At 56.7% G+C, this 26888-nt stretch carries 24 protein-coding genes; 18 read left to right on the top strand and 6 right to left on the bottom strand.

What is annotated here, in order from left to right; genetic code table 11:
• Positions 1-174: 174 nt before the first annotated feature.
• Positions 175-1236, top strand: coding sequence for an MBL fold metallo-hydrolase (locus NYE69_RS31020; RefSeq protein ID WP_340929895.1), 1062 nt, complete (start codon positions 175-177; stop codon positions 1234-1236).
• 733 nt (positions 1237-1969) lie between these two features.
• Here the strand turns inward: NYE69_RS31020 and pgmB are convergent.
• Both pgmB and NYE69_RS31010 read right to left on the bottom strand, forming a co-directional pair.
• The gene (gene pgmB, locus NYE69_RS31015) at positions 1970-2647 is read right to left on the bottom strand and encodes a beta-phosphoglucomutase (RefSeq protein ID WP_340929893.1); all 678 of its coding nucleotides are present in this window, start codon (positions 2645-2647) and stop codon (positions 1970-1972) included.
• A 319-nt stretch (positions 2648-2966) separates the two neighbouring features.
• Positions 2967-5264, bottom strand: a complete 2298-nt coding sequence (locus NYE69_RS31010) for a glycoside hydrolase family 65 protein (RefSeq protein WP_340929891.1) — start codon at positions 5262-5264, stop codon at positions 2967-2969.
• A gap of 119 nt (positions 5265-5383) precedes the next feature.
• Between NYE69_RS31010 and NYE69_RS31005 the strand changes: the two genes are divergently transcribed.
• The 3 genes from NYE69_RS31005 to NYE69_RS30995 all read left to right on the top strand — a co-directional run bounded on the left by NYE69_RS31005 (position 5384) and on the right by NYE69_RS30995 (position 10041).
• On the top strand, positions 5384-6094 hold the full coding sequence (locus NYE69_RS31005) for a helix-turn-helix domain-containing protein (RefSeq protein ID WP_340930588.1): 711 nt from the start codon (positions 5384-5386) through the stop codon (positions 6092-6094).
• A 59-nt stretch (positions 6095-6153) separates the two neighbouring features.
• On the top strand, positions 6154-8229 hold the full coding sequence (locus NYE69_RS31000; protein ID WP_340929889.1) for an amylo-alpha-1,6-glucosidase: 2076 nt from the start codon (positions 6154-6156) through the stop codon (positions 8227-8229).
• 180 nt (positions 8230-8409) lie between these two features.
• Positions 8410-10041: an ABC-F family ATP-binding cassette domain-containing protein gene (locus tag NYE69_RS30995; RefSeq protein WP_340929888.1), complete on the top strand. Its 1632-nt coding sequence runs from the start codon at positions 8410-8412 to the stop codon at positions 10039-10041.
• 1054 nt (positions 10042-11095) lie between these two features.
• On the opposite strand, the gene NYE69_RS30990 is transcribed toward NYE69_RS30995, so the two are convergent.
• On the bottom strand, positions 11096-11284 hold the full coding sequence (locus NYE69_RS30990) for a hypothetical protein (protein WP_036619715.1): 189 nt from the start codon (positions 11282-11284) through the stop codon (positions 11096-11098).
• Between the two features lie 204 nt (positions 11285-11488).
• Between NYE69_RS30990 and NYE69_RS30985 the strand changes: the two genes are divergently transcribed.
• The 7 genes from NYE69_RS30985 (at position 11489) to NYE69_RS30955 (ending at position 17498) form a co-directional block, all read left to right on the top strand.
• Positions 11489-12361 carry a cation diffusion facilitator family transporter gene (locus NYE69_RS30985; RefSeq protein ID WP_411828926.1) on the top strand — a complete coding sequence of 291 codons (873 nt, stop codon included), beginning with the start codon at positions 11489-11491 and terminating at the stop codon, positions 12359-12361.
• Between the two features lie 657 nt (positions 12362-13018).
• Positions 13019-13807, top strand: coding sequence for a C40 family peptidase (locus tag NYE69_RS30980; RefSeq protein ID WP_328272685.1), 789 nt, complete (start codon positions 13019-13021; stop codon positions 13805-13807).
• Between the two features lie 174 nt (positions 13808-13981).
• Entirely contained in the window at positions 13982-14572 is a 591-nt protein-coding gene (locus tag NYE69_RS30975; protein WP_340929884.1) for a DUF948 domain-containing protein, read from the top strand.
• 110 nt (positions 14573-14682) lie between these two features.
• Positions 14683-15837 (top strand): fused response regulator/phosphatase, encoded by a 1155-nt coding sequence (locus NYE69_RS30970; protein WP_340929882.1) that lies wholly within the window; start codon positions 14683-14685, stop codon positions 15835-15837.
• A gap of 82 nt (positions 15838-15919) precedes the next feature.
• Positions 15920-16243: an STAS domain-containing protein gene (locus NYE69_RS30965; RefSeq protein ID WP_036619720.1), complete on the top strand. Its 324-nt coding sequence runs from the start codon at positions 15920-15922 to the stop codon at positions 16241-16243.
• A 32-nt stretch (positions 16244-16275) separates the two neighbouring features.
• A complete protein-coding gene (gene rsbW, locus NYE69_RS30960) occupies positions 16276-16728 on the top strand; it encodes an anti-sigma B factor RsbW (RefSeq protein WP_340929880.1) in 453 nt (150 codons plus the stop codon).
• Positions 16725-17498, top strand: coding sequence for a sigma-70 family RNA polymerase sigma factor (locus NYE69_RS30955; protein WP_036619724.1), 774 nt, complete (start codon positions 16725-16727; stop codon positions 17496-17498). The genes rsbW and NYE69_RS30955 overlap by 4 nt, the downstream gene beginning before the upstream one ends.
• A gap of 73 nt (positions 17499-17571) precedes the next feature.
• On the opposite strand, the gene NYE69_RS30950 is transcribed toward NYE69_RS30955, so the two are convergent.
• Positions 17572-17787: a hypothetical protein gene (locus NYE69_RS30950; protein ID WP_115311344.1), complete on the bottom strand. Its 216-nt coding sequence runs from the start codon at positions 17785-17787 to the stop codon at positions 17572-17574.
• 210 nt (positions 17788-17997) lie between these two features.
• Between NYE69_RS30950 and NYE69_RS30945 the strand changes: the two genes are divergently transcribed.
• Positions 17998-19005: an asparaginase gene (locus tag NYE69_RS30945; protein WP_328271603.1), complete on the top strand. Its 1008-nt coding sequence runs from the start codon at positions 17998-18000 to the stop codon at positions 19003-19005.
• 270 nt (positions 19006-19275) lie between these two features.
• Here the strand turns inward: NYE69_RS30945 and NYE69_RS30940 are convergent, their stop codons facing one another.
• The gene (locus tag NYE69_RS30940) at positions 19276-19503 is read right to left on the bottom strand and encodes a DUF1128 family protein (RefSeq protein WP_036619730.1); all 228 of its coding nucleotides are present in this window, start codon (positions 19501-19503) and stop codon (positions 19276-19278) included.
• A gap of 107 nt (positions 19504-19610) precedes the next feature.
• Here NYE69_RS30940 and yyaC point away from each other — a divergent pair, with 107 nt between their 5' ends.
• From yyaC to NYE69_RS30910, 6 genes are all read left to right on the top strand, one after another.
• Positions 19611-20192 (top strand): spore protease YyaC, encoded by a 582-nt coding sequence (gene yyaC / locus NYE69_RS30935; RefSeq protein ID WP_340929873.1) that lies wholly within the window; start codon positions 19611-19613, stop codon positions 20190-20192.
• Positions 20193-20217: 25 nt separating this feature from the next.
• Entirely contained in the window at positions 20218-21015 is a 798-nt protein-coding gene (locus NYE69_RS30930; RefSeq protein ID WP_340929871.1) for an alpha/beta fold hydrolase, read from the top strand.
• Positions 20948-21715, top strand: a complete 768-nt coding sequence (locus NYE69_RS30925) for a DUF6483 family protein (protein WP_340929869.1) — start codon at positions 20948-20950, stop codon at positions 21713-21715. Before NYE69_RS30930 ends, NYE69_RS30925 begins: the two co-directional genes overlap by 68 nt.
• Before the next feature lie 82 nt (positions 21716-21797).
• On the top strand, positions 21798-22985 hold the full coding sequence (locus NYE69_RS30920) for a class I SAM-dependent methyltransferase (RefSeq protein ID WP_328273373.1): 1188 nt from the start codon (positions 21798-21800) through the stop codon (positions 22983-22985).
• A 68-nt stretch (positions 22986-23053) separates the two neighbouring features.
• Positions 23054-23275 (top strand): hypothetical protein, encoded by a 222-nt coding sequence (locus NYE69_RS30915; RefSeq protein WP_328273374.1) that lies wholly within the window; start codon positions 23054-23056, stop codon positions 23273-23275.
• A gap of 407 nt (positions 23276-23682) precedes the next feature.
• Positions 23683-26433: an O-antigen ligase family protein gene (locus NYE69_RS30910; RefSeq protein ID WP_340929867.1), complete on the top strand. Its 2751-nt coding sequence runs from the start codon at positions 23683-23685 to the stop codon at positions 26431-26433.
• 66 nt (positions 26434-26499) lie between these two features.
• Here the strand turns inward: NYE69_RS30910 and NYE69_RS30905 are convergent, their stop codons facing one another.
• Entirely contained in the window at positions 26500-26814 is a 315-nt protein-coding gene (locus tag NYE69_RS30905; RefSeq protein WP_036619740.1) for a hypothetical protein, read from the bottom strand.
• Between the last annotated feature and the right edge of the window lie 74 nt (positions 26815-26888).

The raw sequence follows: 26888 nt of genomic DNA, 5'->3' as shown, positions 1-26888 counted from the left end.
CGTACAATCAATAGTTCAACTTATCTAGGCAAAGGAATAAAAAGGAACCCTAACGACACAATAATCTTAGTACATGACATATATTATTCCAGCAACCGGACTTGGCGAATTTGGATTGCCTCCGGGATTGTTTTAGAATGGAAAGAAAGAAATCGGAGAGGAGCACCTGGATCCATGCCGAGAACGCGCTACAACAATCTCGATAACGTAACCACCGACAAAACGTTGAAGCAGTTCAAGCAATGGCGGGAAGAGCGCCGCAGCAAAAAGAAGGACTATTCTTACGTTATTCCCCATTCGCCGCCGGACCTCGATTATTTGCGGCAAAACCGGCGGGACACGACGGTAACCTGGATCGGTCATTCCACTTTTCTCATTCAGTATCTTGGACTTAATATCGTGACCGATCCGGTGTGGGCTTGGCGCATGGGATTGACGCGGCGGCTGACCGCGCCGGGAATCCCGATCGAAGACGTCCCGGACGTCGACGTCATTCTCATTTCGCACTCCCATTACGATCATATGCATATCGCCTCCATTCGGCGTTTGTACGGGAGCGATACGCAGCTGCTCGTGCCGGCCGGCCTGGGGGCCAAAATGATCCGCAAAGGCTTTCGGCGGACGCGGGAGCTGAGCTGGTGGGAAGACCTGCGGGTAGGAGACGCAAAAATCACGTTTGTGCCGACCCAGCATTGGACCCGGCGCACCCCGTTCGATACGAACACGTCGCATTGGGGCGGCTACGTCTTGGAGCCGGCGGTGTCCGGACAGGGCGGGTACGAACGGGACGGCCGCGAACAAGGCGGGCACGAACAGGGCGGGCATGAACGAGACGGCCACGAACTAGGCGGGCACGAACAAGGCCGGCAGGAACAAGGAGGCCAAAAGCCGCAGGTTATTTATTTTGCCGGGGACAGCGGGTATTTCCGCGGTTTCCGGGAAATCGGCGAGCGGTTCAATATCGACGTGGCGCTGCTGCCGATCGGGGCGTACGAGCCTGAATGGTTTATGACGAGCCAGCACACTACGCCGGAAGAGGCGCTGCAGGCTTTCGTCGACGTCAAAGGCAAGCTGATGATCCCGATGCATTACGGCACGTTTCGCTTGGCCGACGATACGGCGCGGGAAGCGCTCGACCGCCTGGAAGCGGACCGCAAACGCCGCGGCATACCTGCCGAGACGGTACGGATTCTGCACCACGGGGAAACGTTCCGGTTGCCGGAGCGGGAGTCGTGAGGGAAAGAAGTTCACGTTTTTGTGGTCTAAAATAAAACCCACCGACCAAGGCGAAGGGCCTGCGGTGGGTTTCTATTTATGCTGGGGCATGGGCGGCGTGCGGAAATAGCGGTACAAAATGGCGTTATTTTCCCTGGGTAAGGGGTTCGGCACAAATAAGGGATTTTTTTGCCGTTATTTTTGGAAAGTGAGAGCTTAGAAGGGAACTTTTCCAAAATTGGTGAAAAATAGGTACCAGAAGTGTCGCTATTCCTCTGATGAGGGGCAAAATATGCAAAATAGCGACCAAAATTGCCGTTATCTCCGAGTGGCTCCCGCAGGGCCAACCATCGTAGCTCAGCTTCCCGCAGCACGGCTCTCTCTCCTTAGTTGACTCCCCGGGCGGCTCCCCGGGCAGCTCTCCGGATGGCTTCCCGGACTGGCCCTCCGGTTTGCCCCTCCGGATTAACTCTCTGGTTCCGCTGTTGCTCTCCCGCTGCACCCGTCGCAGTTTTTCGCCGCTCCCCTCGCACTACCAAGGTTCGGCGAGTAGCAGCGGCACCTTGTCCTGGCAACTTTCGCGAGTTACCGCGTGTCCCCGCATCCGCTTCTTACCACGGCGTCCCGGCCTTCGCCGCTCCCCTCGCACTACCAAGGTTCGGCGAGTAGCAGCGGCACCTTGTCCTGGCAACTTTCGCGAGTTACCGCGTGTCCCCGTATCCGCTTCTTACCACGGCGTCCCGGCCTTCGCCGCTTAACGCCGCGCCTCGGCGAACCGCTGCGCGAGTTCGCGGTAATTCAGCCCGGTAGTAGCGGGCAGCACGACGTCCGCTTTCGGGAACTGCGAGCCGCTGCCGATCGCTACCGCGAACATGCCGGCCGCCTTGATCGCGTCGATGCCGGAGACGGCGTCCTCGATGCCGATGCAGGCGCCGGGCTTCACGCCCAAGGAAGCGGCCGCGGTCAGGAAAATTTCCGGATCCGGCTTGTTGTTTTTCAGCTTGGTCACGTCTACGACAGTGTCGAAGCGGCCTGAGGCGCCGAGGCTGCGCAGCACCGCCGGCGCGTTTTTGCTGGCCGAAGCAATCCCCGTCTTGATTCCGGCTTCCCGCAATTCGCTCAAAAACCGGTCGATTCCCGGCAGCAGGTCGGCGGGCGTAATGCTGCCGATCAGCTCGACGTACAGCCTGTTTTTGCGGTCGGCCAGCTCGTTCATTTCCGCTTCACTGTAGTCTGCGGGCGGATTCGCTTGCCCCAGCAGAAGCTTTAGGGAATCGATCCGGGACACGCCTTTGAGATTTTCGTTAAACTCGCGCGTAAACGGGATGTTCAATTCCTCCGCGATTGCCTTCCAGGCTTGATAGTGGTATTCCGCAGTATCCGTAATGACGCCGTCCAGATCAAAAATGACCGCCTTCAAAACTTGATCCATTTACACAAACCTCCTTCAGCTCGATCCATTTACACAAACCTCCTTCAGCTCGATCCATTTGCACAAAACTGCTTAATCCATTTACATAAAACTCCCTTGACTTGGTCCATTTCCACAAAATTCCTTAGGCTCGGTCCATTTGCACAAAGCTCCTTAGGCTTGATCCATTTTGCATAAAAACCTTCGGCTTGATCCAACCGCATAAAACTCCTTCGGTTTTGATTCCTCATTGATGATTCTGACTTGATCCCTTGTGTTGAAGGTCAATTCAATCTCTATGCATTAAATTGTTTATCTTTATGCAACCTGCTTACAGCAGTTAGCCCTGCAACTCCCGGGTAAGCGCGGCGCCCGGCTGCAGCGTCACGTCTTCATCGTAAAGCTTAAGTCCGATCGCCTCGCCTTCGGCGAGCTCCAGAACGACGCTCTTTTGGCCGATGCGCACGTCGATCAGGCGGCCGCGGAACGTCAGGCGGAAGGCATATTGCTCCCAGTCCTGCGGAATGGCCGGGGCCAGCGAAAGGCCGGATTCCTTGAGGCGCATGCCGGCAAAACCGTACACGATGGACATCCACGTTCCGCCCATGTTGGCCAGGTGCAGACCGTCCTTCGTATTGCCGTGCGTATTGTCGAGATCGAGCCGCGCGGTTTCGATGAAATACTCGTACGCTTTTTCCATATTGCCGATTTTGGAGGCCATGATGCTGAAAATGCAGGAGGACAAGGACGAATCATGGGTCGTAATTTTTTCATAATAATCGTAAGAACGGCGGATCGTTTCATAATCCTGCTCATCCTCCAGCAAAAAGTGCGCGAGCACGGTATCCGCCTGCTTGCACACCTGATAACGGTAAATCGTCAGCGGGTGGTAGTGCAGCAGCAGCGGATAGTTTTCCTTTGGCGTGTTTTCGAAATCCCACACCGCTTTGCGCAGGAACGTGTCGTCCTGCGGGTTAATGCCTAGGCTGGCGTCGTACGGCAGCAGCATCGCGGCGGCGGCTTTGTCCCAAGCGGCGATTTCCGTCTCCGTTACCCCAAGGCGTTCGCAAAGCCCGCGGTAGGCGGCAGGATCGTAGTCCTGCAAAATGGCGCAGCTTTTGGCGGCCCATTTTAAATTGTGCTTGGCCATGACGTTCGTGTAATAGTTGTTGTTGACGCAGCATGTGTACTCGTCCGGCCCGGTCACCTCATCAATATGAAAAGCGCCCTGATAATAATGGCCGATGCCGGCCCACAAGCGGGCGGTTTCGATCAGCATCTCGGCTCCATAGTTCAGCAGAAAATCTTTATCCTGCGCGGCGAGATAATATTGAATGTAGCTGTAGGCGATATCCGCGCTGATATGGTACTGCGCCGTGCCCGACGGGAAAAAGGAGGAGCATTCCGTTCCCGCAATGGTGCGCCAAGGGAACAAGGCTCCCTGCTTATGCCCCATTTGGCGTGCTCTCGCTTTGGCGTCGTCCAGCTTGGAGTAGCGGTAGAGCAAGAGCTGGCGGGCGATGTCCGGCCGGGTCAGCAAAAACACCGGGAACATATAGATTTCCGTATCCCAGAAGTAGTGTCCTTCGTAACCTTCCCCGCTCAGGCCTTTGGCGGAGATGTTGCTGTGTTCGTCGCGGCCGGCCGATTGCAGCAGCTGGTACAGGTTGAAACGGATGCCTTCCTGCAGCTTGTCGTCGTTTTGAATCATACAGTCGGCCGATTTCCAGTAACTGCTCATATATTCCGCCTGCTCGGCCAGCAGGTCTTCAAAGGACAGACCCGACAGCGGCTCGTGCAGCTCCAGCGCCCGCCCCAGGAAGCCGTCGCCGTGGCGCAAATTGTCGGTATATACGTTGTATTTCGTAAAATGCACCGGCCCGGTCAGGGACAAAACGGCCGTATATGTCACTTCGCCGCTGTTCTCGCCGCTGCCGGCTTCAAGCGTGACGGAGGCTTCGCCGTTAAGCCGATGGCGCGTAACGCAGGCGGCTTTCATTTTGGACACCATCGTTTCATCGACGACGTAACCATATTGGCCTTGAACTCCGGCATCCGCGATCGTCATCCGCTTGGCATGGCCGGCGCCGACCCGGGGATCGTTCGGGTTGGTGTAATTTTCGACCTTGCCGTTTACGGTGGACACGATTTTCAAGTTGCCGGTGAAGTTGACGGGCTCGATAGAAATATCAATGGCAAACAATTCGCGGCGCGTGAAAGACACCAGCCGCTTGAACGTCAATTTGACCTCTTTTCCCTGCGGGGATTTCCATTGTACGATCCGCTCCGAATACCCTTTGTCCATGTGCAGGGTCCGTTCGTATCCGGTAATCGTTCCATGATCGAGCCGGAACGGAGCAGCGTCGCCGTCGAAATAAAGCAGCACCGTTTGCGCGTCGATGTTGTTCACCAGCTTTTGCTGCGTGTCCGGAAAGGCAAACAGTTTTTCGCCGTAAGGAATTTCGATCACATCGTGAAAAGCGTTTAAATAAGTGCCGCGAATGCTGGCCATTTCCGGGCCGTACGTTTCCTCAAAATTGCCCCGCACGCCCAAATATCCGTTGCCCAGCGCAAAAACGCTTTCCAAATTGAGCAGTTCGGACTGGGTTAAGGCGGAATTGGCGATTTTCCAGGTCATGGGTTATGCTCCTCTCAGGAAGTGTTATGGTTGAATTTTAGAATCTAAAAAGGTAATGTTATACTAAATATTTTGGATTTTTATCAATATTTTTAGGTGGAGGGAGGATTATGAAGCGAATGCGGTACCTGCGGGAAAATTTCGTGCATCCCCCCGTCGATTATGAGGAAGAGCTGCTGGAAGCGATCCGGACGGGCAACGAACAGGGCGCAAAGCAAGCGCTGGCCAAAATCAACGAACTGGAGGCCGCCGTGCTGGCCGCTTATCCGCTCCGTTCGAAAAAAAATGCGCTGATCGCCTCGTGCACGCTGTTCACCCGCGCGATCATCAAAGGCGGCGTCGATCCGGAAATCGCCTTCCACCTTAGCGACAAAATCATTTTGGACATTGAAAAAATCGGGGACGTGGACCGCGCCGTTCAGTTTGAATACGAGATGCTGGTGCAATTCGTGTCGGTGGTTCGCCGGGAACAGGAAGAGCTGCCTTACTCGCACCTGGTCAACCTGGCGATATACTATATCCGGCAAAATATCTTTGAGGATCTAGCGCTGCCTCAAATCGCGGCCCACTTGAACGTACACCCCAGCTATTTGTCGGACCGCTTCGGGCGCGAGACCGGCATGTCCCTGACCCATTACGTCAACAGCCGGAAGATCGAGGAGTCGAAGCATATGCTGCTCTATACGAACCGCCCGATCTCGGAAATCGCTTTTACATTCAAATTTTGCAGCCAAAGTTATTATACGCAGCTGTTCAAAAAATTTACGGGAGTCACTCCCAGGCAGTTCAGGACAAGCCGGGCCGGGACCGGGTTATCCGAGCGGGGGTGAAAGGCAAAGCCCAGGGTTATACTTTGAAAATAAACCTAATGTGATGATGGGGGATGGTTATGGAATATCGCGTCATTAAAGAAGGAGATCTGTTTCTGCTGACGGATTTAAGCGGCGACATCGCCCCCGGCAATGAACAGGGGCACGGCTTGTATTCGCAGGATACGCGCTTTTTAAGCCGTATGGAGCTGCGCATTGACGGAGATAAGCCGGCGGTGCTGTCGTCCGCCGGGGACAAAAGCTATGTGGCCAACTTCCGGCTGATGAAGGACGTTAAGGATGAAGGGGCCATTGAGGTTAAACGCGACTGCTTTATCTATGACGGCATTTTATATGTTCGTATTGCGATTACGAATTATTTTGTGCATGACAGCCGGTTTGGTCTGTCCGTCGCCTTTGGCGCGGATTTCCAGGACATGTTCCTGGTACGGAAATACCGTGCCGGGGAAGTCGGCTTTATGGAGGAGCCGGTCATCGGCGATGGGGAAATCATGCTCGGTTACGTCGGCGCCGACCGGGAACGGAGACAAACCCGGATTACCTGGGACGCGCAGGGCGGAGCGGTTCATCGGGATGGGACGGTATCGTTTCCCCTATCCCTTAAGCCGAAAGAGGAACGCAAAATCACGTTTTTTATTGCGCCGGTGTCCAAGCGGCATCCTGAGGGCAAGTTGCTCGGCTTTGAGGAAGGGCTGCGGAAGCTGGAACAATCTTACGAGCGGTGGTATGAAGACAACGCCCGCGTGGAATCGGATTTCCCGGTATTTAACGGCCTGTACCAGCGGGGCTTGCAGGATTTGCGCATGCTGACGGCCGATATCGGCTTCGGCGAAACGACGGTGGCCGGACTGCCGTGGTTTGCCGTTCCGTTTGGCCGGGACAGCCTGATCACTTCGCTGTTTATGCTCCCGGCGAACCCGCGCCATGCATCCGGGACGCTGCGCACGCTGGCGGCTTACCAAGGGGAGAAAAGCGATCCTTGGCGCGACGAGCAGCCCGGCAAAATCATGCACGAGATCCGCTTCGGGGAATTGGTCACGACGAAGCAATCGCCGTTTTCGCCTTATTACGGGACGATCGACTCCACGCCGCTGTTCCTGGTCCTGATCGGTGAATATTACCGCTGGACGGGCGACCTGTCGCTGGTCAAGGAGCTCAGACCGAACATCCTGCGCGCCCTGGAATATATCGACGCGTCGCTGCAAGCGGGCTCCGGTTTTATGGCGTACAAGCAGGAGGCGGAAAAAGGCTTCCCGAACCAAGGGTGGAAGGATTCGGCCAACTCCGTCATCCATGAGAACGGAACGTACGCGGCATCGCCGATCGCTTTAGCGGAGGTGCAGGGCTACGTCTACCAGGCGAAGCGGTCGCTCGCTCCCTTGTTCGAGCTGATGGGCGAGCCGGAGGCGGCCCGCAGGCTGGCCGAGGAAGCCGAGGCGTTAAAGGAGCGGTTCGAGTCGGCCTTCTGGATGGATGACGAGCAAAGCTACGCGATCGCTCTTGATAAAGAGCTGCGGCAGGTGCGCAGCGTGACTTCGAACCCGGGGCATCTGTTTATGAGCGGTTTGCCGGAGGGGTCCCGGGCCAAAGCCCAGGCGGAGCGGCTGCTGCGCCGGGATATGTATAACGGCTACGGCATCCGTACGATGAGTACGGATGCGGCCGGCTACTATCCGATGAGCTATCATAACGGCAGCGTCTGGCCGCACGACAATGCGATGATTTTGCTAGGCCTAGGCAAAATGGGCTTCAAAGCCCAGGCGCAGCAGGTGATCGAAGGTTTATTGAAGGCTTCCCGGTACTTCGAATATCAACGGTTCCCCGAGCTGTTCTGCGGCCACGATTCCGAGCTGGGGTATCCGGTTCCGTACCCGACGACCTGTTCCCCACAGGCCTGGGCTGCCGGAACTTCGCTTGCTTTCCTGCAGGTGATGCTCGGTTTGTACCCGGACGCGCTGCGGAAGGAGATCCGGCTGTCGCCGTTCCTGCCGGATGGTATGAACACGTTGCGGGTGCGGCGCATCTCTATCGGAAACGGACATCTGTCCGTGAACGTATCGCGGAACGAAGACGGCGTTACGTTCCGGGCCGAAATTGCGGAAAACACGACCGGATTTGCCGTCGCCGGATTATGATGCTTGGAGTCTATCAAAATGCGGACAACCCTGTTCCCGAAAAGGAGGGAATAGGGTTGTTTTTTGCGCGAAATTGTTGCCAATCCCGGGTAAATCGCGGCCAAGGTTCAATTTATGTACGAATCTATGATATAATCTAAAGCCAGTAGTGATTAACAATAAAGGATGGTAATGCCTAACATGATTAGTACAAACGGTGTAACGCTCCGCTACGGAAAACGGGCACTTTTCGAAGATGTAAATATAAAATTTACGCCAGGCAACTGCTATGGCCTCATCGGCGCGAACGGGGCGGGGAAATCGACGTTCCTGAAAATTTTGTCCGGGGAGATCGAACCGAACCAGGGCGAAGTGTTTATGACGCCGGGGGAAAGACTTGCCGTGCTCAAACAGAACCATTTCGAGTATGACGAGTATCCGGTGCTGGAGACGGTTATTATGGGCCATACGCGACTCTATTCGATCATGAAAGAGAAGGACGCCCTTTACGCCAAACCGGATTTCACCGAGGAAGACGGTTTGCGGGCCGGCGAATTGGAAGGCGAGTTCGCCGAGCTGAACGGCTGGGACGCCGAGCCGGACGCCGCCGCGCTGCTGATCGGCCTCGGCATTCCGCGCGAGCTGCACGATAAGAAAATGGCCGAGCTGAGCGGCAACGAGAAGGTCCGCGTATTGCTGGCCCAAGCATTGTTCGGCCGGCCGAACAATCTGCTGCTCGACGAACCGACAAACCACCTGGACCTCGAATCGATCCAGTGGCTGGAAAACTTCCTGATGGACTATGAAGGCACCGTTATCGTCGTATCCCACGACCGTCACTTCCTGAACAAGGTGTGCACGCATATCGCGGATATCGATTTCGGCAAAATCCAGCTGTACGTCGGCAACTACGATTTCTGGTACGAATCGAGCCAACTGGCGCTGCAAATGCAGCGGGACGCCAACAAGAAGAAGGAAGAGAAAATCAAAGAGCTGCAGGCGTTTATTCAGCGCTTCTCCGCCAACGCTTCGAAATCGAAGCAGGCGACTTCGCGGAAGAAGCAGCTGGACAAAATCACGCTGGAGGACATCCGTCCGTCCAACCGGAAATATCCGTTCCTGCACTTTAAAGCGGAGCGGGAAGCGGGTAAGCAGCTGCTGACGGTCGACGGGCTGACGAAAACCGTCGAAGGCGAAAAAGCGCTGAATAACGTCAGCTTCGTCGTGAACAAAGGCGACAAGATCGCTTTTGTAGGCCCGAACGGCCTGCCGAAAACGACGCTGTTCCAGATCCTCATGGGCGAACTGGAAGCGGACGGCGGGGAGTATAGCTGGGGCGTAACGACTTCGCAGGCGTATTTCCCGAAAGACAACTCGGATTATTTCGACGGGGTGGAGCTCAATCTGGTGGAATGGCTGCGCCAATATTCGAAAGACCAGGACGAAACGTTCCTGCGCGGCTTCCTGGGCCGGATGCTGTTCTCGGGCGAAGAAGCGCTGAAGAAGGCGAGCGTGCTGTCCGGGGGCGAAAAGGTCCGCTGCATGCTGGCGAAAATGATGCTGAACGGCGCCAACGTGCTGCTGTTCGACGAGCCGACCAACCACCTCGACCTGGAGTCGATCACCGCGCTCAACAACGGGCTGATCGATTTCGACGGGACGATTTTGTTTACGTCGCATGACCACCAGTTTATCCAGACGATCGCCAACCGCATCATCGAAATTACGCCAAACGGCATCATTGACCGCGTCATGACGTACGATGAATATCTGGAAAGCGAAGAAATCCAAAACCTGCGCAAATCGATGTATCCGGAAGAGGTTAATGCTTAAACCGGAAAATTAGTTGAGTCATTCAAGCCGCATGGGGGTCCGCCGGACGCCTATGCGGCTTTTTTGCCCAGGATATAGAAAGGGCGGGATTGGCTGCAGGTTACTGATTGCTGGTTGCTGGTTGCTTGTTGCTGATTGCAGGTTACTGATTGCAGGTTACTGATTGCTGATTGTTAGCTGCTAGCTGCTGTTTGCTGGCTACTGGTTACTGGTTACTGGACTAGTTATTGGCTGGGTTGGGCGAAGCGTGCAGAGAGATAGCGGCAAAAAAGGTACTTATTTCGGATGGATGATGGGTGCTGGGCAAAATAAAGGCATTTTATGACGTTATTTTTGGGGCGGACCTGGTAAAAGGCAGTTTTTTTGGAGGTAGAGGAGAAATAAGGACCAAAATGTCCTCTATTGCCGGGGGTTGGCCAAGGATTTGAAAAATAGCGGCAAAAATGTCCGCTATCCGGATGGGGTTGAGGCGGGCGGCAAGATTTTGTGCGGGTTAGCGGGCCAAACCCGGCCTAACTAAGGTCGGCAGCCCGTACCCGCTGGGCCGGGAGACTGGCACCGGATAGCCGGAATCGCAGCATCGGCATTCCAGCGCAGCGCCCGGCGGACATCCGCGGGCAACCGCAACCTGGCATGGCAGCCTGCGCCCGCTGGGCTGGGAGGCTGGCACCCGGATAGCCGGAATCGCAGCATCGGCATTCCAGCGCAGCGCCCGGCGGGCATCCGCGGGCAACCGCAACCTGGCATGGCAGCCCGCGCCAGGAAACGGCATGCATAAAGGCACGGGGTTCCCGTGCCTTTATGTGCTGCGGCAACTTTTTGCCGGGCGAATTGCCCTGAGCGCCGCCTTACCAACCACCCTGCGAACCCGCCGGACGGTCCACCCTACGGGCGTTCTACGACCTGCCGGAAGGGCCGTTCTACGAGCTATCGCACGAGTCGCCGTACAGCCGCCCAACGAGCTGCCATACAGCCGCCCTACGAGCCGCCGCAAGAGCTGCCGCACGGACCGCCCTACGCGAGCCGCCGCAAGAGCTGAGCCGTACGGACCGCCCTACGAGCCGCCCGTACGGCGGCGCTGGTTGTTGGGTTTTTTGTTGTTTTGGCTTTTCAGCGTTTTGGTTTGAAAGCCATCCTTCATTCCCGGCTTACCAGCGGCTTGCTGCTGCTGTTTTTTCTGGGCCAGCTTTTGCCGCATCGCTTCGGCCAAATCGATTTTGCGCGGTTCATTATTTTCGGTCATGGTGATCATCTCCTCGAAATTAGGAAAGGGGCTGTCCCTATTCTATACGTTTTTAAAAGCGTGTACAACGGGAATAATGGAGGCTGGAGCGCTTTTGCCTCGGCCAACACTGTTTCTCTGGACTCACACGGAGGTTATTTGTTACGATGATTAAACGTTTTAATTCCTGACTGGTTCGGGAGAGGTCTGGAGGTGCGGGACTTGGTGGATATATATGAAGATATTCGAAAAGGGGAACGCGGGGCTTGGGTCAGCATTGCCGCTTATTTGGTGCTGTCCGCCTTTAAACTGATCAGCGGTTTTTATTTTGCCTCAAGCGCGCTGCTTGCCGACGGGTTTAATAACTTGACGGACATCGTGGCGTCGGTGGCCGTACTGATCGGGCTTAAAATTTCGCAAAAACCGCCGGATTCCGATCACGCTTACGGCCATTTCCGGGCGGAAACGATCGCCGCGCTGGTCGCTTCTTTTATTATGGCCATGGTCGGCATCCAGGTGATCGTCGACGCGGTCCGCGCCCTGGCGGCCGGCGAACAAACAGAGCCGGATGTGCGCTCGGCGCTGATCGCCCTGGTCTGCGCCGCAGCGATGGGCGGCGTCTATTGGTTCAACCGCCGGTTGGCCAGGCAGATCAACAATCAGGCGCTGATGGCGGCGGCCAAGGACAATTTGTCCGACGCTCTGGTCAGCGTAGGGGCGGCCGTCGGCATTTTCGGAGCCCAATTCGGGCTGCCTTGGCTGGACACCGTTGCGGCTATCGCCGTCGGTATATTGATCTGCAAAACGGCCTGGGATATTTTTCGCGATTCCACACATAATTTGACGGACGGTTTTGACGAAAAAGAATTGCGCGATTTGCGCAGTTCTATCTCGCGAATCCCCGGAGTAGAAGGGATTAAAGACTTAAAAGCCCGCGTGCACGGCAACCATGTGCTCGTGGACGTCGTCATTGAGGTGGAACCTCATCTGACGGTGATTGAAGGCCATGAAATCAGCGACCGCGTGGAGGAACGGATGCGGCGGATCCAAAACGTGATGCACGTCCATGTGCATGTGGAGCCGAAGGGAACGGCCTGAGCGGCTTGATCCGCCGTAAGTAGATATTCATGTTCATGCGGACAAGCGGTCGCCTCATCAAGGAATGGCCGTCAATTTAAGAACAGCCGGGACAGTTTTTGTATGGCAATCACCATGCGAGAACCTGTACCGGCTGTTTTTTTTGGAGATTGCGCGCCGATAGAACTTCTTATCAGCTTACTAAAGTTCCGGCAAAAACCGCATGCCCTTTTGCATGTCGTGGGAGGATGCACTTCCTTGGTATTCGCAGATCGCGGTTCTCAAGCATTCCGTATTTTTAGCAGATAGGGATGAACCCGCTTCCGTGGACTCCCAACGAACGTCCTAAAGCATAGGTCTTTTGGGAATTGCTCCAAATTTAACCATAATGTATCTTCAATTTCACAATAAAACCCTCCGCAAGTCAACGCCCCCAACGATCTGCGAGATTGTTGGCGGCTTCACATCCGTTGCTGGAACGCGGAATAAATAGGACATGTTCCTCTTTTCTTGAAGGATCATTTGGGAAATATGTCTTTGAATACGCTTTCCTATAATGCGAGAATCGACCGATTCAGACACCTTTCGACAAGGGATATAATGGGGACAAGTCCAAAAGAAAGGAGAGTTGAACGAAAACTAGGGACAGCAAGAATTACACAAGGAGGCACAAAACCTATGAAACGAAGCGTCACCATTGCTTTATTGAGCGCCATTTTACTATCTTCCTATACAGCGTTACCGGATCAAGCGTCCGCATCCGCGGCGGCAACCGCAGGATCGGTCACCAAAGGACATATCAACAGCGGGGTCAATCTGCGCACCAAACCTTCTCTTTCCGGAAAGGTGATCGGCCTGGTGAAAAAAGGCTCCCAGGTCACCGTTTTGGACCGAAGCACCAAGTACTTCTATAAGGTGAAAACGCAAGGCGGAACGGTCGGTTATGTCAGCGCCAACCCGAAATACATTACGGTTTCTTCCGGCTCTTCCGCTCCGGCGCCAAAACCTGAGACTTCGGGGACTGTGAGCCGGCAAATCGAGCAGGTGATTCAAACGGGGATGAAGTATCTCGGCACCCCTTACGAGTTCGGTTCGAACCGGAATACGACGACGACGTTTGACTGCTCCGATTTCGTCAGACAAGCCTATAAAGAGGCGCTTGGCATTACCCTGCCGTCCGATTCGCGCAAACAAGGGACCTGGATCAAGGACAACGGCACAGCCGTTTATGACATCGGCAGCCTGAAGCGGGGCGATCTCGTTTTCTTTATGAGCTATAAAGGTTCGAAGGCTTCGGACTACGCGGGCATCGACAAGCAGAGTCAGCGGATAACGCATGTGGCGATGTATCTCGGCAATGGACAATTGCTTCACACCTATTCGACCAAATCGGGCGGGGTGAAGGTAGACCAGCTTGACGGGGCGTGGGTGCACCGCTTTATGTTTGGCGGAAGCGTCCTGAAATAAGCCGGGTTTAGGCCGCCTTCCCGAATTCATATATATTGTTTTCTCGGCCCTTTCTCGGAAAGGGCCGATTCGTTTTTCGGCACCATACGAGCCTGCCTTCACATGAGAACCGCCGGCGGCACATAGATTGAATTATGGCATGATTGCCCAGACCCGCCGGGGGAGATTTCAATCGTGGGAACGAAAGCGAGGGAAACGGATATGATTTGGGAAATCAGTGTGGCGTGCATGGCGGCGGTATTTGCGGTGGTTGCCGTTTTTTTGGCGAGAGTCTTGAGGGCGGCGGAACGCTCGATGCGGCAGGCGGCAGAAACGCTAAACGTTATGCAAAACACGGTTGCCGATCTAAGCTCGGACGTCAAACGCCTTGTGCGTCAGGCGAATGATCTCGCCGCCGATGCGCAGCGCCAGCTGAAGCTGCTGGAACCGGTCCTGGAAGCGGTTCACCTGGCCGGCGAAGCATGGGGTGAGACGGCGCTGACGGCCAAACAGGTGTCCGCGGCGCTGGCCGGCCTCCTTCGGAGCCGTTCCAAAACGGCCAAAGCTTCGGCGGCCGCGGCTTCCAGCGCCAAAGCGGCGGAACCGGAGCAGCGGGGAGCGGCGGATGCTTCAGCGGCCAGTCCGGCAACCGATTCAGCAAACGATCGGGCATTAGGCCAGGCCGATCCGTCCATGAGCGAAAAGGGCACGGACGACGGCTCCGAGGCAGGCTGGGTCAAATGGGCGGATCTTGCCGCCGAGATATGGCGGAAATACCGGAGTTAACCTAGCGGAAACGGCTTCCGGAAGTTTTTTTCGGTTTCACCCCGCAGCCATGAGGGTAATGTAAACGAGTAGTGCGCACTATAGTTCGCTTTATTTTAAGGGAGATATATATGAGAATTTTAATCGTCGACGACAACCCGACCAACATCATTATCATTCGGGAAATTCTGAAAAAAGAGAAATACCGCAACACCGTGTCCGTTTCCTCCACGAAGGAGATGTTTGAACGTTTGGGAGTGCGAAGTCTGGAGCGGATCGAGGAGTGCGGGCCGTCCGATATCGATTTGATTTTGCTGGATATGATGATGCCCGATATGGACGGGCTTGAGGCCTGCCGGCTGCTGCAGCGGTCCGAGCATTTGAAAGAGATACCGATCATCATGGTAACGGCCATCGGCGATTCGAACAAGCTGGCGGAAGCGCTGGATGCGGGGGCGAATGATTTCGTCACCAAACCCATTAACAAAGTGGAGCTGATGGCCCGAATCCGTACGGCGCTGCGGCTGAAGCTGGAAAAAGACTGGCACAGGAACCGGGACCAGCGGATCCAGGAGGAACTGAAGCTGGCGGCGCTCGTACAGAATGCGGTGCTCAGCACCCCGATCCACGATCAGCATGTTGAAATCGATGCCATCTATAAACCTTCCAATGAATTGGCTGGGGATTTGTATGCCTGGTATCCGCTTGGCGAAGGCAGGTACGGCGTTATTTTGCTCGACATGATGGGGCATGGCATTTCCTCGTCGTTGTTCTGCATGTTTATCTCCTCGGTCATGAGAGACACCGTTCATAACTTTGTCGAGCCGGAGAAAGTCATTCAGGAATTAAACCGGCAATTTAATCAATTACATATCGTAAGCAAGCTGATTCAATATTATTTTACGGCGATTTATCTTGTCGTGGACACGCGGCGGAAAAAAATCGACTACGTGAACGCGGGGCATCCGCCGGCGCTGTTCTATAAGCATGACGGGGCGCTCGTCAAGATGGACCGGATCGGTCCGCCGGTCGGGTTGTTTGACGAAATGGAGGTGTATCCTCAAACGCTCTATTACGAGGAGGGCGGGCATATCGCGCTTTATACGGACGGTCTGACCGACGCGCAAAGGGGCACTTTGGAGGAGCGCCAGGCATGGCTCGAACATTCGCTGAAGGGCAGCGGCCACCGCTTCAACCGGGAGGAGATGAACCGGATGTTTTTTGACGAAGGTCTGCCGCGCGAGCGGGAAGACGATAAATGCCTCGTTTGGATCTATTTGAAATGACACAGGAGAGCGGCTTTTTGTTTCAGCTTCGGACATGCTGGGTTATCTTGTAGTAAGAAACTTATTTCAGGAGAGAGTAGCGATGAATACGAGAAAAAGTGAAAAGTTTTCCGCAACGCCGCAATTTGAAAACGGGGTGCGCACCGTGGTTTTGCGCGGAGAGCTGGATTTGTCCGTGGCTCCCGACCTGCGTAAAGTGCTCGAACCTTTGGTAGGAAACGAAGATGAGGACCTGATCATTAATTTGAAGGAGCTAAAATATATCGACAGTACCGGGATTGGGATTCTGCTGTCCATTTTGAAGGCAAGACAAGGGATGCCCGGCCGATTTTTCGTCAGAGAAATCCCCGATCATATTCACAAGCTGTTTGAATTGACCGGGATTGCCAAATTTTTTGCGGAATAGGAGAATTCCCATTAAGGAAAGGATCGAGTATCATGATAGAGGAAATAGAAAGAATCGTCATCAATTTGCCGGCAACCGCGGAGTACGTGGATATTGTCAGGTTAAATTTGTATGGTGTAGCCTCGAAAATGGGTTTTTCGTACGAAGAAATTGAAGACATGAAAGTAGCCGTATCCGAAGCCTGCAACAATTCCGTGCTTTACGCCTACAAGCAGGGGGAGGGTATGATGGAAGTCACGTTCGAAGTTTTGGCCGATGCTTTGTCGATTACGGTCAGAGATGAAGGGGAGAGCTTTGAACCGTGGGACAAGCCGGAAAAGCGCGCCAGTTTACACGATAAAAAGCTGAGCGAAGTGACGGTTGGCGGATTGGGCTTCTATTTGATGCAGGCGCTGATGGATGATGTCGTTGTGGAAAACGAAGTCGGACACGGAACGAAGGTGACGATGCTGCGCCGGCTCCAAAAGAGCGAGGAGAAAGTATGACCGAAAAGCAGACTCCCCATGAGTCGTGGCAAGCAGCGGTTTGTCTGATCAGAGTTTATCAAGAAACGAAGGACAATGAAGTCGCGACGGAATTGATCCGGAAATACGATCCCATGGTCAAAACGGCCGCCAGCAAAATTGCCCGGAACCGGCCCGATTTGTATGAAGACCTGTATCAGGTGGGAGAGATGGCCCTGATCCGGCTGCTTCAGCAGTATGACACCAGCCTTGGCATTCCGTTTGAGCCTTATGCGATGAAAAGCATGATTGGGCACATGAAAAATTATTTGCGGGACAAGTCCTGGTATATCCAGGTGCCGCGCAGAATCAAGGAAAAAGGCGCGCTTGTGCAGCAGGCCATCGACGAATTGACCGTAAAGCTCGAACGTTCGCCCAACGTCAAAGATATCGCCGAATATTTGGAGCTGTCGGTGGAGGAAACGGTCGAAGTGCTCGCCGGACGCGAATGCTATCATTATGTGTCTCTGGATTCGCCGCTTTCCCAGGAGGAAAGCGCAGCAACGCTGGGAGAACTGCTTAGCTCGGAAACGAATGACTATGAAGCATTGGAGAAAAGGATGGATTTGCAGCAGGCGCTTTCGTTTTTGAAAATGCAGGAACAGCAGGTGCTGCTGCTTGCTTTTCAGGAGGGGCAGTCGCAAAGAACGATCGCCCGCAAGCTGGGCATGTCCCAGATGAGCGTTTCCCGCATCCAGAAACGGGCGACGGAGAAGCTCAAACAAATTATGGACCAAATGAACGCGCATTAACAACCTGACATACTAACCTACGAGAATCCGCGCTGCCTTCCGGAAGGAAGGCGGCGTTTTCGGCTTTATTCCACTACTGCAGGGGATCGGGCTTAAACCCGTCATTCGCATCTTCACGGCCTTTTTCCAGCTGCTTCATGTCCTCGCCGAGCTGGATCAAATCCTCCATATCGTTGACCATCGAGCCGTTTTCGGCCTCGGAAATATCCTTATGGCCGGGAAATTCACCGGAAGCGGCGTCCTTAATTTGCTTGCTGACGTATTGCTCCTGCTTGTCTTCAGGTTTCATGGCCGATTTGCCTCCTCTGACTGAGTATGGGGTCATGACAAGTAGTTTGCGCCGATTTCACAAATCACATGTACTATATACATGTCACAAGGACGCCCTTAACCGCACATTCGTCAGGCAACTTATATTTAGAAGGATCTATAGCCTTTGTGGTAACACTATACTATACTGTAGTGATGGAATTCGGATTATAAGGGGAGAACGAGCCGTATGGAAACAGTACTGGTGAACGAATACCGTGGGGGCCTTTTGGAATGCACCCACTTTGGGCATATATGCATCGTGAATGGCCGGGGCGAGGTGGTGAAACGGGCGGGGAATCCGCATCAGCTTATATTCACCCGGTCGGCGGCCAAACCGATTCAGGCGATTCCGGGAATACGGGCGGGCATCGTAGAGGCGTTTGGCCTCGGCGATGCGGAGGTCGCGATCATGGCCGCGTCCCACCGGGCCGAAGCGGCGCATGTCGGAACGCTGGAGCGGCTGCTGGACAAAACCGGGCTTAAGGAAGAAGCCTTGGTATGCGCGCCAAGCCTGCCGCTGGATGAACACGCCAGGGAACGGGTGCTGCGCCAAGGCGGGAATCGGAGACGGTTATACCATAACTGCGCGGGCAAGCATTTGGGCGTGTTGGCCTACTGCAAGCTGAAAGGCTATCCCCTGGACGGCTACAATCGGCCGGAGCATCCGGTGCAGAAAGAGATTCTGGCAACGCTGGCGGAGCTCGCCGGCTGCGCGCAGGACGACATCTCGCTCGGCACGGACGGCTGCGGTTTTCCCGTTTTCGCGCTGCCGCTGTCCGCGTTGGCGGCCGCCTACGTTAAACTGGCCGACCCGGAATTGATTGACGATCCAAAAACGGCGAAGGCCGCCGCGTTCATCGCCTCCGCTATGAACCGGCATCCTCGGCTGGTGGCCGGTTCGGGGCGGATCGATTCAATTTTGCTGGCGGATCCGAATATCGTCGCCAAAGGCGGCTTTAAAGGCGTGTATGCCTTCGCTTTGCGCAAAGAGCGGCTTGGCGTTGCGTTTAAGGTATTGGACGGTTCGGAGGAGGAATGGGGCCTGATCGTTACGGCCATTTTGGAACAGCTCGGTTACGGCAACGAAGAAACGCTCCGCAAGCTGCGGAGCGCCTTTCCGTCTGCGATCAAAAATGATGAAGGCTGGGAGGTTGGTCATGCGGAGACGGCCTTTTCGTTGGGGAATCCGGTTTGACACCCGGCTGCCCGGCGAGAGAGCCGGCAGAACGGACGAACGAATAAACTTCAAAATGTAACGGACACCACGGGCCTTATTCGGCGTGAATGTGTCCGTTTCGGTTTTTTTGCGCAAATAGGGGCTCCCCTGTCCGTTGCTGGAAGTGAAAACCGTGTTTTTTCGGGCAATAGGGTCGTTTGGGTCCCTTAGCCTTGGGGCGTCCACCTGGTCCGACCTGCCGTCACCAACGTTCACGTTTTTGTTCGCGCTATTGTTAGGAACGTTCCGCTAGGCCTTGCTGCGGAGCCGGCCCAACTCCTGGGCGAGCGCTTCGACCTCGGAAATGCTGAGGCGCTCCTTGCTCATCACGATATCGTAGACGTCGCGGATGTCGTCGTATTGCTCCACGCTGAACGCCGAAGCCGACATGGCCGCTCCCGAGGCCATTTTCAGCTTCGTTTTGATCGCCTCAATCATAAATTCAACATTAGCCTGGCTTTTTATGGACAAATCCATCTTCTTCATCCTTCCATAACTTTCGTAGTTCGTATGATACACGACCTCTATGAGCTATTGTATCATGCCGGGGTAAAATTCATGAACCTTTGCGGTGATCCGGCGCAATGCGTTACAATCAGGGTACATCTATACCGGGAGGGGGCGAGCAGGGGAACGTGGAGGTTTGGAAGGGATGGCCGCAGGCCGGTTTGGAGCCAACCAAGCTAGGCGGCGGCGAACTGGACTCTTTTTTTCAAAAAATTTATACCAGGCATCAAGGGAAAACGATCACATTTCTGTGCATTGGCACGGACCGGTCTACGGGTGACGCGTTGGGCCCGCTCGTCGGCACGAAGCTGGCGGAGCGGGGAATAAAGGAAGTCGTCGGCACGCTCCGGGAGCCTTGCGACGCGGGGAATCTGCAGGAACGCATGGCCGCCATACCGCCGGAAAATATCGTCGTGGCCATCGACGCCTGTCTGGGGGCTCCGGGATCGGTAGGTTATTACCTCGTTTCGGAACAGCCGCTGCAGCCGGCGCAATCGGTGGGAAGCAGCTTGCCTGCGGCCGGGCATTACAGCGTAGCCGCCGTCGTCAATGTGAAAGGGCCCAAGCCTTACTGGACGCTGCAGATGACCTCGCTGTACAAAGTGATGCAAATGGCCGATGAAATCGCAGCCGCGGCGGCTGTGCCTTTTGGAAAATAAAACCAAGAAGAAAGAAGGTAGCGTCATGGACAAGATAACGGTTAACGGATTTACGATCGCCTATGAGCGGCAGGGACAAGGCGAAACGGTAGTGCTGCTGCACGGATTTTGCGGCAGTTCCGCATACTGGGAGAAGGTTCAGCCGCTGCTTGCCGGACAATATCAAGTGATTGCCCCGGACCTGAGGGGACATGGCTTCACGGATGCCCCGCTGGGCGCTTATTCCATCGATCAGATGGCCGATGACGTCGCCGGACTCATGGAGGCGCTCGGCATTCCGAAATATACGCTGCTCGGGCATTCCATGGGCGGGTACGTAACGCTGTCTCTCGCGGAGCGTTACGCTTCGCGGCTCGATGGATTCGGGCTGATTCATTCCACGGGATTCCCGGACAGCGAGGAAGCCAAGGAGAAACGGCTGCAGGCGGTGTCGCTCATCCGCGCCGAAGGGATGACCGCGTTTGCGGACGGGCTCGTTCCGGGCCTGTTTGCCGCGGAAACGGCGGCCAAGTCTCCGTCCGACGTGAACCGGGCGAAGGAGATCGGCTACCGTACGCCGCCGCAGGGCGCGGCCGGAGCCGCCCTGGCGATGCGGGAACGCCCCGACCGCCGGGACGTGATGGCCGATACATCGCTCCCGCTGCTGCTGGTGGCCGGAGAAAACGATACGGTCGTTCCGCCGGCGTGGTTATTTACGGCGGAAGGCCCGCACGTAACCAAAGCGGTCATCCCGGGGGCCGGCCATATGAGTATGTATGAGGCGCCGGAGCAGCTTCACACGGTCATCGCCGATTTCCGGCGGCAAGTTTACGGCGGGAAATAAGCGGAAGACCGCGCTGCGCTGCCTTAAGGCCGCCGGAAAGGAATGGAGAGACATGCTGCGGAGAGATTACCTGGTTCGCATGATCGAGGATATGACGGAGATTTTGGGAAAAGTATTTGCGCTTAAACAGGAGAAAAAGACGGTGGAGGCCCGGACCGAGCTGGACGAACTGTACAAAAGGCAGTTTCGCCTGAATTCACAGCTGCTAGGAACCTTGGCGGCCAAGGATATCGTGCAAATGTTCCGCACCGGCGGAGAGATTGAAGCCGATAAGCTGCAGAGTCTTGCCCGGCTGCTTGAGGAAGAAGGCGATTTGCTCATCTCCTCCGGGGAGCGGGACGAAGGGATTTCGCGCTGGATGAAATCGCTGCATCTGTATTTGACGTCGGCGCTTAGCGGCGCGGATCGTTCATTATGGGACTGGGAGAACAAAATCGCCGAGCTAAGGCCGCTGTTAAAAGAGTACCGTCTCCCCGCCGAAACAGGCGTTCTGGTCTTCCGTTACGAAGAACAGGAGGGCCGTTTCGACCAGGCCGAAAACGTCTTGTTCCGGCTCCTGGAGGATGGCGAAATCTCCAAAGATGAAGGACTCGCCTTCTATCAACGGCTTTTGCAGCTTCCGCCGGAACGCCTGGAAGCGGGCGGGCTGCCGCCGGACGAGGTCCGGGAAGGGCTTGCGGAATTGGAAAGCCGTTTTTAGCGGGGCCCGCGTTTGAAGCGGACGGCCGCTATTCCGGAAATAAATAAGAATAACTACGTTAGAAAGGCAGCTGGCATCAAATATGGAATCACTGCAGAATCTCGCGGGCCAACTGGCCGGGCAGGGCAGCCTGATTACGGCGACGATCAGCGGGCGCCGCAAACCGGGCGAAACCGAATACAGCAAAGTGCAGATCAAGCCCGTGGATTTGAAGGGGCGTCTGCATTATCAGTTTGCTTATCACTATCCGAATAAAGTGATCCACCGGAATATTCCGGCCGAATCGTTTGCGGACGAGCTGATGAAATTGTTTGAGGAAACGTTCCGGCAAGGATTGCTTTGTACGGCGGAGGCCGACTATCAGGTGCTCATCAGCAAGAAATTCAAAGTGACCATTCTGAAAAAGGCCCCTTCCCGCAAGCCTTTGGGTACGCTGACGCATAACCGCCGCAAACAATACGTGCTTGAAGAGGGAACGCCGGTGCCGTTTCTGGTCGAGCTGGGCATCATGAACGCCGAAGGCAAGGTGCTGGCCAAAAAATACGACAAGTTCAGGCAGATCAACCGTTTCCTCGAAATGGTGCAGGACGTGCTCCCCCATCTGCCGCAAGGCCGCCCGCTGACGATCATCGATTTCGGCTGCGGTAAATCGTACCTGACGTTTGCGTTGTATCATTATTTGGCGGTGCAGCAGCAGCGGAAACTGAAAATCGTCGGGCTCGACCTGAAGGCGGACGTCATTGAGCATTGCGGGGCGCTCGCCCGCAAGCTGAACTATGACGATTTGCGGTTCCTCGTCGGCGATATTGCCGATTACGATGAATTAAGCGAAGTGGATATGGTCGTCACGCTGCATGCGTGCGATACGGCTACCGACGCGGCGCTGGAGAAAGCGGTCCGCTGGAACGCTGCGGTCATTTTGTCGGTCCCTTGCTGCCAGCACGAGCTGTATAACCAAGTGGACAGCCCCGTATTGGAACCACTGCTTGGACACGGCATCCTGAAGGAACGTTTTTCGGCGCTTGCCACGGACGCGATCCGCGCCAAGCTGCTCGACGTCATGGGCTACAAGACGCAGCTGCTGGAGTTTATCGACATGGAGCATACGCCGAAAAACATCCTGATCCGGGCCGTCAAATCGCCGGGCGGGAATACGGACAAGCTGTGGCAAGAGTATGCCGCTTTCCGCGATTTTTTGCGCGCCGCTCCTTATCTGGAGCGGGCGTGCCGGGATCTGCTGCCGGGGGTGGAGGTTCAAGGGGAGCGCTAATTCTGGCCGGGTAAGTTGTTGACAGTATGGATAAATTTTTAGGTAGGGCTAATTAGGGGAGCTGCTTCATGGCTCCTTTTTTTCTTTTAAATCATCACCTTGCGGGTTGCGGAGATTTTAGCGGTCTCGGCGCGGCGCGGCTCCTAGCTTTAGCTGCCAACTGCAAAAGTGCCTCTTATTTTCCGTATCTGGCCCGTTCAAGGGCATTGAAATGCAAATATGCAGTTGTTTTAAATGGAAGTGGCAAAAAATGGTTGTATAGCGGACATGAACTGCACTTTTGCATCTGAACCTCTATTGCCGGAGCTTTTTTCACTAAATGGCCTGCCCTTTTGCATTTCATTGACTATTCGTTCATATTCGCTCGGGCTCATATTCGCTTGTGCTCGTATTCGCTCGTAAACATCGCTAATCCCTAGGCTCCCTCTCAATTTGCGGGCAAAATCGCATTACTCCCCCCACAATATGGCAAACCGTGTTGCTTTCATTCCAATTCCATTCCGCATCATGAGCAGAAGCGCATTACTCAATCCAACCATGAAACCCGCATTTAGCAGCTTCATTATGCAACAAGTATCTAACATTGCCAGATCAATGAAATTAAGAATACGCATGGACGAAATGGACAATGACTGTAGGTGGGACGAAGGATGCCGTGCGGAAACTGTTGGAAAATGTTAGAAGGGGAGGGGTAGGAATGAGCGGATTCGGGTCATCTGTGCCGGCAGCCGCGGTTTGCGGGACGGGCCTGGCGCTTTGCGGGCTGAACGGGTTGTTTTTTATGGATACGGAACCCGCCCTGCTGCTCGTTTCGGGATGGCTGGCGGTTTCGGCCGCGATGGCCGGGGGTTGGGTTTTAAGATGGAGAAAATCAGAGCGGCGGCGCTTGCTTCGCGACAGCCCTTTGGACGGCTGGCTGCTTGCGGGTCCGTTTGTTCTGGCTGCGCTGTACGGATTAACCTTGCTTGCCGCCAAAGCCTTGTCGGTTCAAGCAACATTTGAGGCCGTTTTGGGCTGGGCTTTTTACGGCGTTGTTGGCGTTGCTGTTTACTTGGCGGCGGGAGAGAAGGGCGGCAGGCGCTTGTTGGAAACAGGCTGGCTGGCGGTCGGGGGGCTGCTGGCCGTAACGGGGCTTGCGGCCGTATACGGCTTGCTGCCGCTGCCGGGGGCTGTTTTGCGGATCGCCGACCGGGAGATCGCCGCGGCGGGGGCGAGACTTGGCGGCTTGCTGCAATATCCGAACGCCTACGGCGCGGTCATGGCCGCGTTTTTGCTGGAGCGCCTGGTCAGGCTGGCCGGCTGGAGCGCGGTGGATTTCAGCCGGGAGCGCCGTTGGCGCGGATACCGGGCGGCCGCATGGGCGCTGCTTTACGCGCTCTGCTTGCTGCTCAGCGAGTCGCGCGGGGCTTTCGCAGCCCTGCTTATCGGCTGGGCGGCGGGTTGTGCCTTGCTGAGCGGGCCCGCACGGCGGCGCTACGTGCTCCACAGCGGCGTTATCGCCGCCGCCGGAGCCGCGCTCGCCCGCCAGCTCGCCGCCGCGCAGCTGGCCCCGGCGCCGCTGCCGGGGCTGCTGGCGCTGGCCGCGGTGCTGGCGGCGGCGCTGCTGCTGGCGGGGCGGGCCGCCCGCTGGCGCGAGGCGCGCAGCAGCAGCTCCGCCCGCGTGGGCGCCGCCGATGCAGGCGTCGCAGGGCGCAGCGCTGCCGGTATGGGCGCCGCCAATGTAGGCGTCGCAGGGCGCAGCGCCGCCAGCATGGGCGCCGCAGGGCGCCGCGCCGCCGCAGAGCCGCGCCGCAGCGGGCCCGGCGGCCCGGACGCTGCTGCACGCGGCTCGGGCGCGGCCGGCCCGGGCGCGCGCCTCTGGCGGCGCCCGCGCGGCCAGCGCAGCAGCGGCGCCACGCGAAGCGGCAGCCCTGCCGGCCGCTTCAGCCCGCGGCGGCGGCCCGCGCCGCTCGGGCGCGCGCTGCTTTGCGCCGCGCGCGGCCGCCCCGGCGCTCGCGCCCCGCAGGCGCCGCCGCCGCGGCCTGCGCCGTGCCCGCGCCGCGCCGCCGCCCGGCCCCTCGGCGGAGCCCTGCGCCGCGCCGCCGCCTGCGGCGGAGCCGCGCTGCTGCTCGCGGCGCCGCTAGCGGCGCTGGCGGCCGCCGGTTTCCCGGGGCGGCTGTTCCGCCCGGAAACGTGGTTCGCCCGCGCCGCGATGTACGGCGACGCCGCGTTGCTGCTGCGGCAGTCGCCGTGGCTCGGACAGGGCGGCGATGCCTGGCGCCAGGCGTTTCGCAGCGTGCAAAGCCATCCTTACGTCGGCAATGAAGCGCACAGCGGCTACCTGGACATCGCCCTCGATCTTGGCTTGCTGGGCCTCGCCGTTATGGTGCTTTGGCTTGGCGCGGCCGCAGTCCGCCTGTTCCGGGCGAGAAGCCCTTTGCTTCCGCCCTTTGCGGCGCTGCTGCTGCATAGCGCCGTCGATTTTGATATGAGCTACGGCATCGTTTGGCTGCTCATCATCGGGATGATCGGCATGGCGGAAGCGGGAGGCGCAGCCCAAACGGAGCCCGGGAAGGAGCGCGGGGCCAATTCGCAGACTGACGTTTTGGGGCAGAGCCGGACTTGGGGAGGGCACGCCAAGGCGCACAATAAAAAGCGCGAGCCGGATATGACGCCGAACGCGCGCACAGCGGAGAAATTGCCGCGGCTCATGCGCGCCGTTTCCGGCTTTGTGCTCTGCGTACTGCTGCTTGCGGCAAGTACGGCCGGCTTTCTGCAGGCGGAGAGCCTTCGGCTGTACCGCTCAGCTTTGTCCTTGGAGGAAGCGGCGGGCCGGAACTCACCCTCTGCGTCGACACAATCACAAGCTGCGGCAAAAACGCAAGGAAATTCCGGCCTTTCCGGCACATCCGTCTCCATTGCCGTTTCTTCTGCGGATGCTGCGGATGATGCGGATGCTGCCCGGAACCGTCAGGCCGCGCTGCTCAAACGGTCGCTAGCCTGTTGGCCGTACCGGACACCGGCGCGGCTGGCGCTGGCCGGCTTGTCCGCTCCGCCCGAGGCGGCGGCCATTCTGCGCGCCGGGCTCGCTTACGATGCGGCCGATCCCGCTTTATGGCTGGCGCTGGGCGGCGCTTTGGCCCGCCAGGGAGACCTTGGCGCCGTCCCCGCCATGAACCGGGCGCTTGAACTGGAACGGTTCGATCCGCATCTCCAAACCGCCGCTTTGCGCGGATTGGAGATGCTGGCCCGGCGCCTGTCGGAGCAGGGGCGGCCGGAGCAAGCCAAGGCGGCCGCCGCGGCGGGAGCGCGGACCTACGCCCGCTACGCCGAACTGGCCGACTCGGTCAGAACGTCCGTGCGGCGAAACGACCGGCGATTTCGCCTGACCGCCGAAGCCGTCATTCTGGGTGAAGCGCTGCGGCACATGGCCGATTCCGCCGCTTCCTCCCAGGCGCGGCTGAATTAGCCCAAGCTGAACGGTTGCCCGGCGGCGTCGCTTACCGTAAGTTTGCCCGCCGCGCTGCGCGTTCGCTTAACCTCCAAAAGCCGCCCGGAACGCCGCGGCCAGCTTTTCCCGGTCGATCCGCCACAGTTCCGCCAATTCCCCGCTGACCTCCCGATCCCACCAGTCGGCGAGCACTTTCCGGTTGCTGTGGTTTTCGTGGATCCAAAGCAGGTTGCCGATCACCTTTTTGTAATACAGCGTTTCGCCCTCCCGAATCAGGTTTTCGGGAATATATACGCCAAGCCTTTTTATGGCGCGGTACAGCTCATTGTTGCAGCTCCGGCGGATTTTGCGCGGACTGGGGAGGGACTCCTGATGTTTTGCGGAGAAGTTGCCTGCCATATTGCGAGACCTCCTTTTTCACCAACATATGCACCCGCTCCCGCCTGAGTTCGCTTTGCTCCTAAGCCGAAGTA

Origin of the sequence: Paenibacillus sp. FSL R5-0527, assembly GCF_038008055.1 — a bacterium.
In the GTDB taxonomy this organism is placed as follows: domain Bacteria; phylum Bacillota; class Bacilli; order Paenibacillales; family Paenibacillaceae; genus Fontibacillus; species Fontibacillus macerans.
This window is presented reverse-complemented; position numbering and strand designations above follow the sequence as displayed.

What these genes read in the sequence shown, in the direction of transcription:
- NYE69_RS31020 (WP_340929895.1), top strand. Translation starts at nt 175, where the DNA reads ATGCCGAGAACGCGCTACAACAATCTCGATAACGTAACCACCGACAAA.
- pgmB (WP_340929893.1), bottom strand. Translation starts at nt 2,647, where the DNA reads ATGGATCAAGTTTTGAAGGCGGTCATTTTTGATCTGGACGGCGTCATT.
- NYE69_RS31010 (WP_340929891.1), bottom strand. Translation starts at nt 5,264, where the DNA reads ATGACCTGGAAAATCGCCAATTCCGCCTTAACCCAGTCCGAACTGCTC.
- NYE69_RS31005 (WP_340930588.1), top strand. Translation starts at nt 5,384, where the DNA reads ATGCGGTACCTGCGGGAAAATTTCGTGCATCCCCCCGTCGATTATGAG.
- NYE69_RS31000 (WP_340929889.1), top strand. Translation starts at nt 6,154, where the DNA reads ATGGAATATCGCGTCATTAAAGAAGGAGATCTGTTTCTGCTGACGGAT.
- NYE69_RS30995 (WP_340929888.1), top strand. Translation starts at nt 8,410, where the DNA reads ATGATTAGTACAAACGGTGTAACGCTCCGCTACGGAAAACGGGCACTT.
- NYE69_RS30990 (WP_036619715.1), bottom strand. Translation starts at nt 11,284, where the DNA reads ATGACCGAAAATAATGAACCGCGCAAAATCGATTTGGCCGAAGCGATG.
- NYE69_RS30980 (WP_328272685.1), top strand. Translation starts at nt 13,019, where the DNA reads ATGAAACGAAGCGTCACCATTGCTTTATTGAGCGCCATTTTACTATCT.
- NYE69_RS30970 (WP_340929882.1), top strand. Translation starts at nt 14,683, where the DNA reads ATGAGAATTTTAATCGTCGACGACAACCCGACCAACATCATTATCATT.
- NYE69_RS30965 (WP_036619720.1), top strand. Translation starts at nt 15,920, where the DNA reads ATGAATACGAGAAAAAGTGAAAAGTTTTCCGCAACGCCGCAATTTGAA.
- rsbW (WP_340929880.1), top strand. Translation starts at nt 16,276, where the DNA reads ATGATAGAGGAAATAGAAAGAATCGTCATCAATTTGCCGGCAACCGCG.
- NYE69_RS30955 (WP_036619724.1), top strand. Translation starts at nt 16,725, where the DNA reads ATGACCGAAAAGCAGACTCCCCATGAGTCGTGGCAAGCAGCGGTTTGT.
- NYE69_RS30950 (WP_115311344.1), bottom strand. Translation starts at nt 17,787, where the DNA reads ATGAAACCTGAAGACAAGCAGGAGCAATACGTCAGCAAGCAAATTAAG.
- NYE69_RS30945 (WP_328271603.1), top strand. Translation starts at nt 17,998, where the DNA reads ATGGAAACAGTACTGGTGAACGAATACCGTGGGGGCCTTTTGGAATGC.
- NYE69_RS30940 (WP_036619730.1), bottom strand. Translation starts at nt 19,503, where the DNA reads ATGGATTTGTCCATAAAAAGCCAGGCTAATGTTGAATTTATGATTGAG.
- yyaC (WP_340929873.1), top strand. Translation starts at nt 19,611, where the DNA reads ATGCGTTACAATCAGGGTACATCTATACCGGGAGGGGGCGAGCAGGGG.
- NYE69_RS30930 (WP_340929871.1), top strand. Translation starts at nt 20,218, where the DNA reads ATGGACAAGATAACGGTTAACGGATTTACGATCGCCTATGAGCGGCAG.
- NYE69_RS30925 (WP_340929869.1), top strand. Translation starts at nt 20,948, where the DNA reads ATGAGGCGCCGGAGCAGCTTCACACGGTCATCGCCGATTTCCGGCGGC.
- NYE69_RS30920 (WP_328273373.1), top strand. Translation starts at nt 21,798, where the DNA reads ATGGAATCACTGCAGAATCTCGCGGGCCAACTGGCCGGGCAGGGCAGC.
- NYE69_RS30915 (WP_328273374.1), top strand. Translation starts at nt 23,054, where the DNA reads ATGGCTCCTTTTTTTCTTTTAAATCATCACCTTGCGGGTTGCGGAGAT.
- NYE69_RS30910 (WP_340929867.1), top strand. Translation starts at nt 23,683, where the DNA reads ATGAGCGGATTCGGGTCATCTGTGCCGGCAGCCGCGGTTTGCGGGACG.
- NYE69_RS30905 (WP_036619740.1), bottom strand. Translation starts at nt 26,814, where the DNA reads ATGGCAGGCAACTTCTCCGCAAAACATCAGGAGTCCCTCCCCAGTCCG.